This window comes from Rossellomorea sp. H136 (assembly GCF_056838065.1).
The window spans coordinates 4,428,699-4,446,971 of record NZ_CM166371.1 but is presented as its reverse complement, the minus strand read 5'-3'; the positions used below and the strand labels follow the sequence as shown (position 1 = coordinate 4,446,971).

Sequence of the window (18,273 nt, the reverse complement as noted above, 5' to 3'; positions counted from 1 at the left end):
TGAAGGACTAGGTCGAGGGACGGACCTTCATAATGTCAACCCAAGAAAGGAAAGGAAGTTATAAGCAACGGATTTTCTTACAAAAATGGTGAGGTCTGTCCAAGGTGTTTACAGGGAAAACTCAGCAAACACCTATTTAGTTTTAGTAAGTTGTTGTTAGATGAAGGTCCCCTGATGACCTTAATGATAATCTATAAATATAAATTATATTATTATCGGACAAAATGTTTACAGAGGAGGGTTTCATTCTGAGGGTAGCGGTGATAATAGCTTATATAGGATTCTTATGGTGCTTAACATGTACAGAAAATCTACAAGATCTATTAAATAACCACGTGCTATTATTTACGTTGGACTCAGAGCCTGACTTTGGTTCTTTTTTTAACTTTACTGATTATCATTTCTGAAACCTGCATATATACAACAAAAATTAAGTCATGCTCTTTGTTTCTTTTAATTGGCTTTTACATACAAATGGGTATTCAGAAAATTATCTACTGTATTTTTGTGCTCAGTATGTTTCGTTTTTTTACAGAAGGTGCACAGTTATTTTTTTCAAGAACGGGTTGCTTATCGGACGTTGCGTATGACACGGTTGGAGTTATTGTATTCATTGCCTTATTGATTGTGGCTCGAGTAACCAATTCAAAGAAAAGTATAAACTCATGTACGTAACGAATCAGTTGCAACTTCAGTAACTGATTCTTTTTATTAGGGGTGTAATAAGCTTCCTCATTATTAACTGTTTCATCTAAGAAGAAAGTAAATGAAGACCAATGGAATATTTTAAGGTTATCACCCAGTGAATGATTGGGTGTTTATACCTATCTAAAAAGGATTGCTTTACATCTCAAAGAGAGTGACGAACTCATTCCGTCTCCTCATATTAATATAATATGAATCCATTGTCTCATTTTTGTAAATTTTTTTATAATTCCTTAATCCTCGACAAAAAAGTGATATATTTAAGAAGTGCTTGGTTTACATTATTCTACAGAATTTGAACTAAGTGTAATAGACTAGTGGAGGTGTTTTAAATAGGTAGATTTTAATCAATAAGTTTCGCGAATCTACGTATTTTGGCACGGAATTGGACTTTCCAAGGGAAATGAATATACTTAAAAGTAAGCGCTTTCAAAACCTTAGAAGGTATTGGTGCCATAGAAAAAAGACAAAAAGCGGTTTAATGAAATAGGCGGTTTACTAGATACATAGGCTTATTTCACAATCATTACAATATGAGGAGGAACCAGGTTGAAAATAGCGAAAAAACAGTTGTTAATCCTGACAACAATTCTGGCGATGCTTGTCAGTTATATTGCTCCCATTGGTTCAGTTGCTTCTGCATCCGATTATTTAACGGTTCAGGAAGCGATTGAGAATAATACAGGTACAGGAACTGTTACTGGGTATATTGTTGGGCATACAAAAGCTACCAATAGTTATAATTTTGAAGGTGATTTTAGTAATGATTACAATATTGCCATTGCAGATAGTGTGGACGAGACAGACCCTTCCAAGATTCTTCCCGTTCAACTGCCCAATGCTTTCCGGGCGAAATTTGGCCTTAAAACAAACCCGGACAATATCGGCAAAAAAGTTATCATTACAGGCAATCTCACCGCCTATTTTCAGGTTCCTGGCTTAAAAGATGCTACAGCCATCTCTTTCGACGGTGAACAGTCCGATGAGCCAACACCATATGAAGGTATTGAAGGTTTGCGGATTCACGATATTCAAGGTGAAACACATGCGTCACCTTACAATTCAGAAAAAGTAAAAGGTGTAGAGGGGATTGTCACCCACGTTGTGGATGCAAGCAATTTCTACATGCAGGATGCTCAGCCAGATGATAATGATAAAACATCTGAAGCTTTACTTGTTTATAAGCCGGCTCATGGTGTAAACGTAGGGGATGCCGTGTCGGTTGATGGACAAGTAAAAGAGTGGGTATTGGATGGATACTCAGAAAAGTTAGATACAGACCTTGCGATGACTGAAATTAACGCACAGTACGGAAATGTCATTGTCACTTCTGCTGACAATGAACTTCCAGAATCCCTTGTGATGGGGGAGGATTTAATTCCTCCAACAGAAGTGATCGACAATGATCAATTCAGTGAATTCGATCCCGGGCAGGATGGAATCGATTTTTACGAAAGTGTAGAGGGGATGCGTGTATCTCTAGATAGCCCAACCGTTACAGGACCTCAAAAGTATGGCGAAGTTCCTGTCATTACTGGAAAAGTAGACGGAAAGGCGTATACAAAAGAAGGTGCACCTCTTTTAACGAAAGAAAATCAAAATCCTGAGAGAATGTTCTTATTATTAGACAACCGTGATTATGTAGCAAAAACAGGAGATCAATTCAATGGAACGGTAACAGGGATTGTAAGTTACGGTTTCAGTAACTTTAAGATCCTGGTTAATGAAGAAAGTCTGCCTGAACTATCCGAGCGTGAATTCACATCTGAAGTCACAACGATTGAAAAAGAAGAAGACAGGTTGACCGTCGCAGGTTACAACATTGAAAACTTTGCTGCTTCTGATACTGAAAAACGTGACAAGCTTGCTAAATCAATGGTGGAGAATTTAAACTCTCCGGATATTATCGGCTTAGTGGAAGTATTAGATGAGAGTGGTACTACAGATGATGGTGTTGTAAAGGCGGATGCCAACTATAAAGCATTAAGTGATGCGATTGCCAATTTTGGCGGTCCGACTTATGCGTGGACGGAAGTTGCTCCTGAAAATAAAGTAGATGGTGGGGTACCAGGGGGGAATATACGCGTCGGTTATTTATATAATCCTGAGCGTGTAACCCTAGCGGAAGGAACTAAAGGAGATGCGACTACTGCAGTAGCTTATGAAAATGGTGCTTTAACGTTGAATCCAGGGAGAATCGATCCAACAAATCCTGCATTTGATGATAGCCGTAAACCATTAGCTGCACAGTTCAACTTTAATGGTGAAGACGTTATCGTCATCAATAATCACTTTAACTCTAAAGGTGGAGACCAGCCATTATTCGGCAAGAATCAACCACCTGTATTAGGAAGTGAAGAGCAGCGTCTTAAAATCGCTGAAATTGTTAATTCCTTTGTAGCAGATATTCATGAGAAGAATGAAAACGCTAATGTAGTCGTTATGGGAGATTTAAATGATTTTGAATACTCAGCACCTCTTCAAACTCTTAAAGGTGATGTGTTAACGAATCTTGTTGAGACTCTTCCTGTTAGCGAACGATATACGTACACGTATCAAGGAAATGCACAAGTCTTAGATCACATGTTAGTATCTAACCGTCTTGCTGCGGGTGCAGAATACGATATCGTAAACTTTAACTCTCCTTATATGGAAGAGCATGGACGGGCAAGTGATCATGACGCTTATGTAGGGAAGTTTGATTTATCTGTCGAAAGTAATGATGAGTTTGATCTTTCGATTATGCACACGAATGATACACACGCACATGTAGAAGGGTATCCTCGATTATTCACGGCGGTTAACGAAATTCGTGCCGAAAAAGAGAATGCCCTGTTGCTGGATGCAGGTGACGTATTCTCAGGTACGCTTTACTCCCGTCAATATGAAGGTCTTGCAGATCTCTGGTTCATGAATCAGCTTGGCTTCGATGCCATGACCCTGGGGAACCATGAGTTTGATAAAGATTCTGCGACACTTGCTAATTTCATTAAAGAAATGAATTTCCCGATGGTCTCGTCCAACGTTACGGTAACAGGTGACGCAGATTTAGAACCACTGGTGAAAAATGAAATAGGGACTCCAGGTGAAGGTGGAAACATCTATCCGGCGATGATCAAAGAGGTAGATGGGGAAAAGGTTGGGATCTTCGGGTTAACAACACCTGATACAGAATTTATCTCTAACCCCGGAGACAATGTTGTTTTTGAAAATGCAGTTGAAAAATCAACGGCTACAATCGAAATGCTTGAGAATGAAGGGGTAAATAAAGTCATCGTTCTTTCTCACTTGGGATACTCAAATGATTTAGACCTGGCTGAAGAGGTAGATGGTCTTGATATCATCGTTGGTGGCCATTCTCATACTGTTCTTGACGAACCGGTGGTCATTGACAAAGAAGAACCGACCCTTATTGTTCAAGCTGGTGAATACTTAAACCTGCTTGGTTTACTGGATGTAACATTCAATGCTGAAGGTGTCGTAACGAGCCATAAAGGCGAGGTGCTGGACCTTGAAAACTACGATGAAGATGCCGAAGCTCTTGCAAAAGTTCAGGAATATAAGGCACCACTTGAGGAATTAAAGAGAGAAGTAGTAGGAAAAACAGAAGTTGCCCTTAACGGGGAACGCGCAGACGTACGAAGAAAAGAAACGAACTTAGGGAACGTAATTGCAGACGGTATGGTTGCAAAAGCAAATGAGTTTGTGAAAACACACATCGGTCTTCAAAACGGTGGTGGAATCCGGGCTTCAATCGACGCTGGTGACATCACTCTTGGGGAAGTCTTAACGACGATGCCATTTGGCAATAATCTAGTTACACTTGATTTAACTGGAAAAGAAATCTTAGATGCTCTTGAGCATAGTGTAGCAAGGGTTGAAGGTACAGACGCACCAGGTGAATTCCTCCAAGTATCAGGAATTAACTTTAAATATGATGTAAACAAGCCTGCAGGCGAACGGGTTTGGTTCGTTGAAGTGAAAACAGACAATGGATTTGAAGAATTAGATCCCGAAATGATGTATTCTGTTGCTACTAACGCTTTCACTGCAAATGGTGGAGACGGATACACCATGTTAAAAGAGGCAAAAGAAGATGGTCGTCAAACAGAATTGTTCGTTGTCGATTTTGAGGTGTTCACTTCTTACCTTGAAAAGAACAACCCGATCTCACCTGAAGTTGAAGGTCGGATCGTTCAAGAAGCAGCACCGGAAGAATCGACTGAGTTTGATTTATCCATCATGCACACAAATGACACACATGCCCATGTGGAAGGATATCCTCGACTGTTCACAGCTGTAAACGAGGTGCGTTCCGAGAAAGAGAATGCTTTGTTAGTAGATGCTGGGGATGTCTTCTCAGGAACTCTTTACTTCCGTCAATATTCAGGTCTTGCAGATCTCTGGTTCATGAATGAACTTGGCTATGATGCCATGACATTAGGGAATCATGAATTCGATAAAGACTCTAAAACATTAGCCGACTTTATTAAAGAAATGAACTTCCCGATGGTTTCATCAAATGTTACTGTTACAGGTGATGAAGAGTTAGAACCATTAGTGAAGAATGAAATAGGCACTCCTGGTGAAGGTGGCAACATTTATTCAGCCATCATAAAAGAAGTAGATGGAGAGAAAGTAGGTATCTTTGGCTTAACGACTCCAGAAACTGAATTCCTATCAAGTCCCGGAGAAAACGTAGTATTCGAAGATGCTGCTGAGAAATCAGCTGCTACGGTTGAAATGCTTAAAAATGAAGGTGTAAATAAAATCATCGTTCTTTCTCATTTAGGTTATTCACATGACCTCGAGCTGGCAGAAGCTGTTGATGGAATCGACGTTATCGTTGGCGGGCACTCTCACACTGTATTAGAAGAGCCGGTAGTGATTGAGAAGGAAGAACCTACACTGATTGTCCAAGCTGGTGAATATTTAAATCTACTTGGATTATTGGATGTAACCTTTAATGCTGAGGGTGTCGTTACTAGTCATGAAGGTGAGGTCCTCGACCTGGAATCATACGAAGAGGATGCAGAGGCCCTTGCGAAAGTAAATGAATTCAAGGCTCCTCTGGAAGAAATTAAAAATGAAGTAGTAGGTAAGACGAAGGTAGCTCTAAATGGTGAACGTGCTGATGTTCGTACGAAAGAAACGAATCTGGGAAATCTGATTGCAGACGCCATGGTAGCAAAAGCAAATGAGTCCGTTAAGACACATATCGGTCTTCAAAATGGTGGCGGTATTCGGGCATCCATCGATAAAGGCAAGATTACATTAGGCGAAGTTTTAACCACGATGCCATTCGGAAATAATCTTGTGACACTCGACTTAACCGGTCAGGAACTTTTAGATGCTCTTGAACATGGTGTAAGCGGGGTAGAAACAGGAGAAGGGAGATTCCTTCAAGTATCAGGAATCAACTTCAAGTATGATCTAAACAAACCGGTCGGAGAAAGAGTTTGGTTTGTTGAAGTGAAAACAGATAAAGGTTTTGAAAAAATCAAAACCGACAAGATGTATACAGTAGCAACAAATGCCTTTACAGCTGATGGTGGAGACGGGTATACCATGTTTAAAACAGCTAAGGATGAAGGTCGAATGACAGAGTTGTATCAGGTGGACTACGAAGTATTCACTGACTATTTAGCTAAAAACAAAAAAGTGGCTCCTAAAGTAGAAGGCAGAATCATTCAGGAAGTACAGCAAGATGATTCAGATGATGGAGACTGGCAGGATGATTTCTTCGACTTTATCAAGAAATTGAAAAATTGGTTATGCACATTGTTTGGACTTTGTGGAAGACCATAATAGAAAAACTTCAACATCAAAAAAGCACTGGCTGAATTTTCAGCCAGTGCTTTTATTATATTATTTAGATAGTCTCCGTTTCCTTCTCCCGCTCAATCACTGCCAAACGCTCTGCCACTTCTTCCTCTGTCAAACCATGCTCTTTAATGTAGCGGTTTTCAGGGCTCTTGCGGCATTCATCAGAGCAGCTTCTCATATACTTATGCTCGTTTTCTTCAGAGCAAAGAATTTTTCGGTTGCAAGGCGGGTGCGCACAGTTTACGTAGCGCTCACAAGGTTCACCTGTGTAGTAGTCTTTCCCAACAACGACATGCTCTGTCTGGTTGACAGGAACACCGATACGCTCATCGAACACGTAAAGCTGACCGTCCCATAGCTGACCTTTCACTTCAGGGTCTTGCCCGTAAGTGACGATTCCACCATGAAGCTGTGCTACATCCTCAAAGCCTTCTTTCACTAACCAGCCTGAGAATTTTTCACAGCGGATACCACCCGTACAATACGTGATGATCTTTTTGCCTTCCAGTTTATCTTTATTATCACGGACCCAATTGGGAAGATCGCGGAAGTTCTTGATATCCGGCTTCACAGCTCCCCTAAAGTGTCCCAATTCATATTCATAGTCATTACGTGCATCAAGAAGAATCGTATCTTCCTGCTGGATTTGTTCAAAGAAATCCTTTGGCTCAAGGTATTTACCTGTGAGTTCATTCGGATTCACATCATCTTCAAGACGAAGTGTTACTAACTCTGGACGGTGCTTAACTTTCAATTTCTTGAAGGCATGACCATCAGCTTCGTCAATTTTGAACACAGTGTCCGAGAAGTGAGGATCCTTTCTCATCGCTTCCATATAAGCATCTGTCTGTTCAATTGTACCGGAACATGTACCGTTGATTCCTTCAGAAGAAATCAAGATACGTCCCATAAGGCCAAGCTCCTCGCACAATTGTTTATGCTGGGCCGTAACCTCCTCAGGATTCTCAATGGCTACATAGTTGTAATACAGTAGTACTCGATAATTTTTCATTTTTATTTCCACCTATCGATATATATTTGCAAGATATAATCTTAGGATTCTGTTCCTTATTACTCTTACGATGTACTATTATAACAAATTTTTTAAGAAATGCATTATGTATGGTGGAGAAAAGGTGGGTTTTGCAAGGAAAAGTTGGTGGAAATTGGTTCTAGATTAGTAATACAAGGGAGATGCTGTGGGGTGTCTGTCACCTTCCTACTTTAGATTTTCTGTCCAACATCCGTATATCTCTCACTTTGTAAGTATCCTCGCCGAAAGAAATACCTTCAAAAGAATCTCACCAATGCTACTGACCAAAAAAACAAATTCCTAAAAAACTTTCTACTCCACATAGGATTTTCCAACTTTATATCGAATATATCTATTAACGGTATTATTAAGGAACTTTTCCTTAAATAATCATTCGACCGAAAAAGGAGATTTTTCATGAAGTTAAAGCAGCTTGTCCAATCAGTAGAGAAAGAAGTCATAGAATTACGCAGACACCTTCACCAATTCCCTGAGGTGAGTGAAGAGGAATTCGAAACATCGAAAACGATTCAAGTGAAATTAGCAGAAGCAGGGATTCCATTTAAAACGGGCTATGCCAAAACAGGAGTGCTTGGATTCATTAAAGGAGAAAAACCTGGAGGTACGGTAGCATTAAGAGCCGATATTGATGCACTGCCAATCCAGGAGGAAAATGATCTCTCCTACAAATCCACTATCCATAACAAAATGCATGCGTGCGGTCATGATGCCCATACGGCCATGCTCGTTGGTACAGGGAAAGTATTGAATCAACTAAAACCGGAAATAGCAGGTACGATTCTTCTTGTCTTCCAACCGGCGGAGGAGAATGCCCCTGTAGGAGGTTCTCAGCAAATGATGGACGACGGAGTATTCGACGAATATAAGCCTGACGTCATTTTCGGGCAGCATGTTTGGCCGGACCTGCCTGTCGGGGAAATCGGGGTTCTCCATCATGAAATCATGGGAGCTTCGGACCGCTTTAAGATTACCGTTAAAGGATCTGGTGGACACGCGAGCATGCCTCATCAGTCCAATGACGCCATCATTATTGCTAACAATCTTATCACCCAGCTTCAAACGATCGTAAGCCGAAATACAGATCCCATCGATTCTGCCGTCCTCACCATCGGGAAAATCGAAGGAGGCTATCGCTACAATGTCATTGCGGATGAAGTAACCCTTGAGGGAACCATTCGAACCTTCAAACCGGAAGTGAATGAAATGGTGAAGGACCGTTTTCACTCCATCATTGAAGGAGTAGGAAAAAGCTTTGGGGCTCACATGACCATCGAATATTTAGATGGATACCCCGCGACGATCAACACACCTCAATGGGCAGATGAAGTGCGTAACGCTGCCCGAAAAGTACTTGGAGAAGAAGCTGTGCCTGTCGTATCTCCGTCTCTTGGAGGAGAGGATTTCTCCCGCTTTCTGAAGAAATATCCAGGTGCTTTTTACTGGCTGGGGACAGCTGTGAAGGATTCTGAATCACAATACCCTCTCCATGACCCGAGATTTAAACTAAATGAAAGTGCATTGCCTATAGGGATTGAAGTGATGGCCCAGCTTGCACTGGATACGTTGGAAAAGCTTGAAAAAAGGAGTCTTGAAAGATGAAAACTGTTGAACATTTTATTAATGAAATATCACCGGCACTCACTGCCTTCAGACGCACCTTTCATCAGAAGCCCGAACTGGGGTTCACTGAATATGTAACCACCTATCTGATCGGAAAAGAATTAATCAACCTCGGCTTCACGGTTCACCTTGGAAAAGATGCTTTGGAGTCCACGGAACGAATGGGGGTTCCCCTACAGGAATATTTAGTCCTTCAAGAAGAACGTGCCAAAAAAGAAGGCGTGGAAAAGGGCTGGCTCGATAAAATGAAAGCCGGTCATACAGGATTGGCTGCCACATTTGATACAGGAAAGCCCGGTCCACATATGGCGTTCCGTTTTGATATCGATGCCCTGCCCATAAAAGAAGCGAATGATCCTGATCACCACCTGCCAATGAAAGAAGGTTTTCGTTCTCAAAATGAAGGGATCATGCATGCTTGCGGTCATGACGGTCACGCTACTATCGGACTTGGTGTGGCAAGCTTCTTGTCAGCATACAAAGACCAGATCTCTGGAAGGTTCACTCTCCTCTTCCAGCCTGCTGAAGAAGGTGGACGGGGAGCAAAAGCCATGGTGAAAAAAGGCTGGCTGGAGAATGTCGATTACTTTGCAAGCGGTCATATCGGCATTCGGGATTCAAAGCTTGGACGAGTGTATGCTACGACTCATTCTTTTCTCGCTTCATCCAAAATCAACGTCACCTATAAAGGAAAAGCGGCCCACGCAGGTCTCGAGCCTGAAAAAGGGAAGAATGCTTTATTGGCTGCGGCAGCGGCAAGTCTTCACCTTTACAATATCCCGCGCCATTCTGACGGGGCGACCAGGATCAATGTCGGGAAGCTTCAAGGGGGAGCAGGCCGAAACATCATTGCCGATGAAGCTCATCTTGAAATGGAAACAAGAGGGGAAACGACTGCCATCAATCAGTACATGCAGAAGGAAGCTCTGCGTATCCTTCAAGCATCGGGAGACCTTTATGGTGTGGAAACCGGAATCAATGTGGTGGGAGAGACGGTTGAAGCAGCATGTAACCCTGAATGGATTCAGTGGTTAAAGGATGTGGGAGGGGAAAGTCCATTTATATCCGAAATCCATGATGGTTTACCTTTAAAGGCATCAGAAGATGTGACCTATATGATGAATGAGGTACAAAATCAGGGTGGAAAAGCAACCTACATGGTATTTGGAACAGGATTGAAAAACGGACATCATCACCACCGATTCGATTTTGAAGAAGGCGTCTTAAACGTGGCAGTGGATGCCTTCGCACGTATTATTCTAAAATTATCTCACCTAAAAGAGGAGGTTGCGAGTTGAAAGAATGGTTAAGAACAACTCTAGAAGCATTAAATTTGGTTGACACGATGGATCAACCCGATGGATTTACGAGATTAGGATATTCCAAGGAAGAGACTGCTTCCATGAATGTGTTTCAGGGCGTTGCAGAAACGTTAGGGTTATCCGTACAGAGGGACCGGGCAGGGAATCTATTTGCCAGGTGGGAAGGGGAGACCAGTCAAGTTGTCATGACCGGATCTCATCTCGATACGGTTGAAAACGGAGGAGGCTATGATGGGGTAGCCGGTGTCCTGTGTGGACTGGGAGCCGTGAAAGCATTAAAAGACCGTGGTTTCAAACCACATCACTCCCTTGAAGTTGCCTGTTTTGCCTCTGAAGAGTCAGCACGTTTCGGTGTTTCTACTCTGGGAAGTAAATGTGTGGCAGGAATTCTTGATAAATCAGTAAAAAACGTAAGAGACCAGCGCGGGGTCAGCATTAAAGAAGCAGTGGAATCAACGGGTTTAGACTGGTCATCTGTTGAAAAAGCTGAACGCTCCAGAGAGGAAATCCTCTCTTTCATCGAGCTTCATATTGAACAAGGGACCCAAATCGAAGATCATGCTGCTCAATTCGGAATTGTCCGGGGTGTAGCCTGTCCGATCCGCTTGAAGGTAAAGGTGGAAGGAATGGCTGGTCATACGGGAACGACACCAATGGGGAAACGGGCGGACGCCCTTGTGGCTCTAGCTCCCCTAATCACATTTGTTTCCCAAGAAGCGGAAAAGCTATCAAGCCAGTCCCAGAAACCACTTGTAGCAACCGTCAGCACGATGAACGTGAAACCGAACGTCATGAATGTGATCCCGGGCGATGCAGAAGCGGGAATCGATATCCGATCCGTCGACGATGACCTAAAGCGATCCATGGCCGATAAAATAATTGAAAAGTGTCGAAGCTTAGAGATTGAATTTAATGTTACAATCAACATAGAAACTCTTGTAGATAATCCTTCTATTCTATTAGATGAAGAGCTGATAGCCAGAGTCAAACAAGCCGGGGAATCCCTTGGGTACGACACCTTTGACATGGACAGCGGGGCAGGGCATGACGTCATGAATATGGCAGCGAAATGGCCATCTGCTTTAGTATTCATTCCCTGTGAAAAAGGGATCAGCCATCACCCAAAGGAACATAGCTCATTAGAAGACCTGTATGCAGGAGTCGAGATTCTAGCTGAAGTATTGCGGCAAGAAGCAGGTGAATAACAGTTGATGATAAAAATTGGTGTCATCGGCCCGGATGATTCGATTCAGCGGATCAATCATGTGGCCACTCATTTTGACAATATAGAACTTATGAATTTTCCCTATCACGGGGTGAATGAAATAGAAGAAATTCTTGAGAAGAACCGCGGTCTAGTAGATCAATGGTTCTTTTCAGGACAATCCCCCTTCTATTATGCGCTTGAGAAAGGATGGATCACGGAAAAGGAAGGGAGCTTTCCGCCCTTACATGGATCCAGTTTCTTTGGGGCATTATTAGAAGCGCAAATGAAAGAACAGACTCTGTTAAATAAGATTAGTATAGATACAATATCAAAGGAGGAAATTGAAACAGCCGTTCAATTTCACTCCTTTGATCAATTAGAAATCTCAAGCTATCCATATGAAGGATACCGGAGTGCAGATGAACTCGTAGACTATCACCGTTCACTCTACGAAAAAGGTGAAATTGAATCGGCGATTACGTGTATTCAAAGTGTCCAAAAGCGCCTCACTGAAGCAGGCATTCCTTGTTACCGTGTCGTACCGACGAATTTATCCATCCGGATGATTTTGCAGTATTTATTAGAGAGGGCACAATCGAGGAAATATCGTAAATCCCAAATTGCCATCGTTGGAATCGAAGTCATCTATTCCACACAGACATTGGACGAGTCCCATTTTTCTTATAAAATGAAGCATCAGGAGCTGGATCTGAAGCGGAATCTCCTTGATATTGCCCAGAAGATCAATGGTTCCATGGTTCAATTAGGGGACGGATTGTTCTTCGTTTATACAACGAGAGGGGAACTCGATCTTCATGAGAAGGAGTCGGTTTTCACTACTTTGACTCAGGAAGTGAAGACCCATACAGATCTGGATATCCGTGTGGGATTAGGGTTTGGTGTGACCGTATTAGAAGCGGAACATCATGTACGTCTTGCTTTTCAACATGCGAGAAAGCACGAATCTTCCATCGTCATAAGTGTCAATGAAGACAAGACGATAACGGAAATTCTTCCATCGTCGGAGTCCATTACATACGCTCTCAACAACTGGGGCAATGAATGGAAGGAAGTCTTTAAAGGGGCTTCGGTCAGTTCAGCCATCGTCTCAAAAATCCTTTCTCTTTCCCGTCATTACGACAAAGAGGAAATCACGTCCCAGGACCTTTCCCGCTGGCTGAAAAGCACCGAACGGAACGGGCGTAGAATTCTTACTGAAATGGAAAGGATCGGGATTGTGGAAATCAGCGGCGAAGAACAAAGCGGCGGCAGGGGAAGACCAAGGAAGTTATATCGCTTCCAACTTAAATAAATGAATCCTAAAAATCCCTTACTCTAACTATGAGTAGGGGATTTTTTATCCTCATCCATTCAGTAATCCGTAAATTTAAAATTTTCTCATAAATATTAAAAAATAAAGAGGATTTACACAATTAATATCGAAATACTTATTAACGGAAGTAAAAAGGAATTATTCCTTAAAATATTATTTGAAGGAGTGACCTCATGACAAATCCCAATTTAGAGCCAAATCCACCTCAAAAGGAGAAGGGATATCTTCGAATTTTAGGTGGAATTGAAAAGGTAGGGAATAAACTCCCTGACCCATTCATGTTGTTTGTGTACTTATCTGTCTTTATTGTTTTATTTTCCTGGTTTATTTCAAGTCTGGGTGTGACGGTTATACACCCGAAAAATGGAGAAGAGTTAGCGATCAAGAGCCTGGTTTCCGGAGAGGGACTCCAATACATCCTGACCTCCATGCTCGATAACTTTACCGGCTTCGCTCCACTCGGCCTCGTATTAGCGATGATGCTTGGGATCGGATTGGCGGAAAAGGTGGGATTACTGGAAACAGCGATTAAGAAAACCGTTTTAAACGCTCCCAAAGGATTGATTACATACGCTGTTATTATGGTAGGAATCATGGGGAACCTGGCGTCAGACGCAGCCTTCGTTATCATTCCTCCACTTGCCGCCATGATCTTCTATACGGTGGGAAGACATCCTCTGGCTGGACTTGCTGCCGGGTTCTCCGGAGTAGGAGCAGGCTTTACGGCAAACTTTATCATTACCGGAACCGATGCGCTACTCGCAGGTATATCAACCGAAGCTGCCAAAGCATTTGAAGTAACGGTAACACCAGTGGATAACTGGTACTTCATGATTGCATCTGTTGCTCTTCTTACAGTTGTAGGCGCTTTTGTTACCGAAAAAATTGTCGAGCCGCGTTTAGGGACATACAAAGGGAAAGTAGATAAAACTTTAGAAGAAGAGAGTCCTTTAGAAGGAAAAGGGCTTCGAAATGCAACCTTGGCAGGATTAGCATTTATCGTCCTGTTAGTCGTCTCGATTGCCTGGCCGGACTCTCCGATGCGAAATGAAGATGGGGGACTTATTCCTTCTACCTTCTTATCCGGAATCATTCCCATCACGCTATTCTTCTTTATCGTGATCGGGGTTACTTACGGGGTGACCGTGAAGAAAATTCAATCCAGCAGGGACGTACCAAAGTATATGACAGAAGCCATGAAAGACATGGGCGGTTATATCGTACTAATCTTTGCAGCAGCACAATTTATCGCTTACTTTGACTGGACAAATCTAGGAACATGGGTAGCGGTCAGTGGGGCGAATTTCCTGGAATCGATCAATATGACGGGGCTTGCGGCCATTATCGGTTTTGTCCTGTTGACAGCATTATTGAATCTATTGATCTTCAGTGGTTCCGCTCAATGGGCATTGGAAGCACCGATCTTCATCCCGATGTTTGCGACACTTGGATATAACCCGGCGTTTGTACAAGCGGCCTATCGTATCGCGGATTCATCAACGAATATCATCACACCGATGAACCCGTATATCATCGTGATTCTTGCCTTTATGAAGGAGTATGATAAAAAAGCAGGGCTGGGAACTTTGATCTCACTTATGCTTCCTTATACGATCGCGTTCTTATCTGTATGGATCGTGTTACTTCTGACATTTGCGTTATTAGGTATTCCATTTGGTCCTGGGGTAGGGGTTTACTTATAGTAGTAGAGAAGGCCGGTTTATAAACTGGCCTTTTTTATTTGTCAAAAATAATTTATATGTGTCGTGCTTCAAGATATGACAACTTTCGTCACCCATTCAAGTCATAATCATACCTAAGAGATACAAGCATATAGATACATTAAATTTGAAAATATTTGTTTTTTTTGAAAGAATTAGAAGTGAAATGAAAAGTCTAATATAGGGGTTGTCAGTACATATGTATAGAAAAGTCATGCTGTTTTGTCTCTTTATTTCTTTCAGTCTGTTGGTCGCCGGATGTCAAGAGAAGCCAAAGCCTGATGATCGCTTGCAGGAATACGTCGAACTTTGGAATAAAGAAAAGTTTGAAAGCATGTTCAAAGAGTATCTAAACTCTTCAACTAAAGAGTCGTTCAAGAAAGAAGATTTCGTCACGAGATACAAGGACATCTATGAAGATTTAGAAGTGAAGGATGTAAAGGTAACTTTTAAAAAGCCGAAAAAAGAAATGGACTGGGACAAGGAAACAAAAGCGGGATTTCCTTTAAAAATTACTTTCAACACTTTGGCTGGTAAGGTGTCCTATGATAAAGAAATCACTTTAACCAAAGAAAAACAAGGTGAAGATGAAAATTGGTTTGTAGAATGGGAGCCTTCTTTTATCCTGCCGGAAATGGAAAAGGGAGATAAAGTAGGTGTGGAGAGTATACCTGCTAAGCGCGGGGATATACTTGACCGGAATCAACAGCCCCTTGCGATGAATGGAGAGGCATTTGAACTGGGGATCGTACCGAAAGAGTTTAATGATAGTGATTTAAGTAAATTGGCTTCCTTGCTCGATATGTCAGCGGAATCCATTCAGGGTAAACTTGATCAGAGCTGGGTGAAACCGGAATTTTTTGTGCCGATTAAAAAGATTTCCCTAACCGAGCGACCTTTAGCTCTGGAAGTTATTGAATTAGGAGGTCTGTACTCTAACCGGGTGCCTGCAAGGGAATACCCATATGGGGAAGCGACCGCCCACCTGACCGGTTATATAGGAAAACTTACAGCAGAAAAGCTGGAGAAACTAAAAGGTGAAGGCTATACAGCTCAATCATTGATGGGGCTCAGTGGTGCTGAAGAAGTATATGAAGACCAATTAAGAGGAAAAGATGGTCAGCAGATTTATTTGAAGAAAGAAGAGTCTGAAGAAGTAGTGCCCGTTGCAGAACAACCGGTTGAAGATGGCAAAAACATCACCTTGACCATCGACGCCGAAATGCAAAGGAAGCTTTATGAACAGATGAAGAGTGAAGCAGGGACAGCGGCAGCCCTCAATCCTCAAACGGGTGAAGCATTGGCACTGGTCAGTACGCCAGCCTATGACCCGAATGATTTTGTATTGGGCATGTCCTCTGAAAAATACAAAAAGTTGGCTGACGATCCGAAAAAGCCTTTACAGAATCGTTTTCCAATTGCGTATTCACCTGGATCAACCATGAAGGGCATCACAGCTTCGGTAGGATTGAAATCCGGAAAGCTAGATCCAAATAAGATCTATGATATTACGGGGAAGAAGTGGCAGAAGGATGATTCCTGGGGGAATTACCGAGTCGTCCGTGTCTTTGATAATGAGAGTAAGGTGGACTTGGAAAGTGCGTTGAAATTCTCGGATAACATCTATTTTGCCCGAGTGGGATTAGAGATGGGGGCAGATACCTTTATCTCAGGATTAAAGAAATTTGGATTTGGAGAGAATATTCCAACTTCTTATCCAATTTATAAGTCACAAATCTCCAATGACGGAACCATCTCCAAAGAAGTCCAACTGGCTGATTCAGCCTTTGGTCAAGGGGAGGTTCTCATGAGCATTGTTCACCTGGCCAGCTCCTATGGCGGAATCATCAACGATGGAACCATGATGAAGCCAAGGGTCTTATTGGGCGAGGAACATGAAGTATGGAAAGAAAACTTACTGTCGAAAGAACAAGCAGACATGCTGAAAACAGATTTGCGAAAAGTTGTCACTGAAGGAATTGCCGGAAAAGCGAGTGTAAAAGGGAAAGCAATCGCAGGTAAAACCGGTACGGCAGAGATCAAGGCAGAACAAGGAACAACCGGGACTGAAAATGGATTATTTGTATCTTATGATCAGAATGACCCGACGATGGTGCTTGCCGTGCTTCTTGAAGACGTAGAAAAAGCGGGAGGCAGTACGCATACGGTAGAAGTGACGAAAAGATTTTATGATAGCTGGTAAAGTGAAGAGAATATGAGTTGAAAACGATGAGCAGAAATATGCTCATCGTTTTTTGCTATTAAACGTCCGTCTTTTGACATCATGTTCCAACTCTCTCATTAACCACGATTCCGCTTTCAATATGTGCTATGATAGACAAAATAGCCCTAGAGGTTGAAATTCAACAGGAGTGATCAATTTGAATTTATTTTTAACGGGATCGACAGGTTTTCTTGGTGGGAGGCTCATCAAGAACCTTTTACAACATAAACGTAACGAAGTCTACATTTTAGTAAGAAATGTAGAGAAGGCTGAAAGATTAAGAGATTCCTTTCAAATGGATGAGCAAAAGAGAATTCATATTTTTCAAGGGGATATTACCATTCCCAATGCCGGCTTGAGCAGGGATGATCTTGAATGGTTAACAGGAAAGATTGATGAGGTTTATCACCTCGCTGCCCTGGTGAAATTTGATTTTGATTTGCGTGATGAACTATTTGCTGCTAATTACGATGGGACCAAGCATATCCTTGAACTGGCTACCATAATGCAAGTGAAGAAGTTTTATTATGTGAGTACGGCTTACACAGTCGGAAAGCTGGCAGAAGGGGTGGAGGAGCTTTATCCAGCAGACGGAGAGTTCCATAACCCATATGAGGAAAGCAAAGTGAAATCGGAGCATCTTGTTTTTTCTTATCGAGACAAAATGGATGTGTCCATTTTCCGTCCGGCTATTATTGTAGGAGATTCTAAAACGGGGGAAGCGGACTCCCAATTCACACTGTACGGATTCATGCGTGCTCTTGGTGTGTTCAAGCGTAAGACTGCAAGGCGCGGGGGAGAAGAGCGTACCTACAGACTGGTTGCAGCGAAAAACGGTACTTCCAATCTCGTTCCAGTTGATTATGTAGCGGACATTCTAAGTCTTGCTCCAGAAAAGGCCCAAGCGAACAAAATCTATCATATTACGAATCCGAATCCTCCAGAGAACATCGAGCTTCTGAAAATGTTAAAAGAGGCACTTCAATTTGAAAACTTATCAGTCGTTGAAAACACGGGTGAGTATGAGTTAGATGAAGAGGAAGTAAAGCTTAATAGCCTGATTGATGTGTTCAAGGTGTATCTGGCAGGGGCGTTGACGTTTGATGATCGCAATACTCAAGACCTGATGGAAGGTACTGCCGTTTCTCATTTGGATATGTCGAATGAGATGGTTGAGATGATCATTCGGACGGGATGTGAGCCTAACGGAGGAAAACTCACTGTATAAATAGAATGAGCAATGCCCCAATGGTACGTGCCA

At 42.3% G+C, this 18,273-nt stretch carries 9 protein-coding genes; 8 read left to right on the top strand and 1 reads right to left on the bottom strand.

Translation table 11 applies throughout. The features are described 5' to 3' along the window. The first annotated feature begins 1,254 nt into the window (after positions 1 to 1,254). The gene (locus ACYH0O_RS22375) at positions 1,255 to 6,513 is read left to right on the top strand and encodes a 5'-nucleotidase C-terminal domain-containing protein (RefSeq protein WP_482630400.1); all 5,259 of its coding nucleotides are present in this window, start codon (positions 1,255 to 1,257) and stop codon (positions 6,511 to 6,513) included. Between the two features lie 64 nt (positions 6,514 to 6,577). Here ACYH0O_RS22375 and trhO read toward each other — a convergent pair whose 3' ends face one another. Further along, positions 6,578 to 7,543 carry an oxygen-dependent tRNA uridine(34) hydroxylase TrhO gene (gene trhO, locus ACYH0O_RS22370; protein WP_482630399.1) on the bottom strand — a complete coding sequence of 322 codons (966 nt, stop codon included), beginning with the start codon at positions 7,541 to 7,543 and terminating at the stop codon, positions 6,578 to 6,580. Positions 7,544 to 7,981: 438 nt separating this feature from the next. Here trhO and ACYH0O_RS22365 point away from each other — a divergent pair, with 438 nt between their 5' ends. From ACYH0O_RS22365 to ACYH0O_RS22335, 7 genes are all read left to right on the top strand, one after another. Then, positions 7,982 to 9,184: a M20 metallopeptidase family protein gene (locus ACYH0O_RS22365; RefSeq protein ID WP_482630398.1), complete on the top strand. Its 1,203-nt coding sequence runs from the start codon at positions 7,982 to 7,984 to the stop codon at positions 9,182 to 9,184. Next, on the top strand, positions 9,181 to 10,503 hold the full coding sequence (locus ACYH0O_RS22360; RefSeq protein WP_482630397.1) for an amidohydrolase: 1,323 nt from the start codon (positions 9,181 to 9,183) through the stop codon (positions 10,501 to 10,503). Before ACYH0O_RS22365 ends, ACYH0O_RS22360 begins: the two co-directional genes overlap by 4 nt. Beyond that, the gene (locus ACYH0O_RS22355; protein ID WP_482630396.1) at positions 10,500 to 11,732 is read left to right on the top strand and encodes a M20 family metallo-hydrolase; all 1,233 of its coding nucleotides are present in this window, start codon (positions 10,500 to 10,502) and stop codon (positions 11,730 to 11,732) included. The genes ACYH0O_RS22360 and ACYH0O_RS22355 overlap by 4 nt, the downstream gene beginning before the upstream one ends. Before the next feature lie 6 nt (positions 11,733 to 11,738). Beyond that, positions 11,739 to 13,046 carry a hypothetical protein gene (locus ACYH0O_RS22350; protein ID WP_482632643.1) on the top strand — a complete coding sequence of 436 codons (1,308 nt, stop codon included), beginning with the start codon at positions 11,739 to 11,741 and terminating at the stop codon, positions 13,044 to 13,046. A 194-nt stretch (positions 13,047 to 13,240) separates the two neighbouring features. Continuing rightward, entirely contained in the window at positions 13,241 to 14,770 is a 1,530-nt protein-coding gene (locus ACYH0O_RS22345; protein ID WP_482630395.1) for an AbgT family transporter, read from the top strand. 217 nt (positions 14,771 to 14,987) lie between these two features. Further along, positions 14,988 to 16,991, top strand: a complete 2,004-nt coding sequence (locus ACYH0O_RS22340; RefSeq protein WP_482630394.1) for a penicillin-binding transpeptidase domain-containing protein — start codon at positions 14,988 to 14,990, stop codon at positions 16,989 to 16,991. Positions 16,992 to 17,169: 178 nt separating this feature from the next. Next, positions 17,170 to 18,240 carry an SDR family oxidoreductase gene (locus tag ACYH0O_RS22335; protein WP_482630393.1) on the top strand — a complete coding sequence of 357 codons (1,071 nt, stop codon included), beginning with the start codon at positions 17,170 to 17,172 and terminating at the stop codon, positions 18,238 to 18,240. The last annotated feature ends 33 nt before the right edge of the window (positions 18,241 to 18,273 follow it).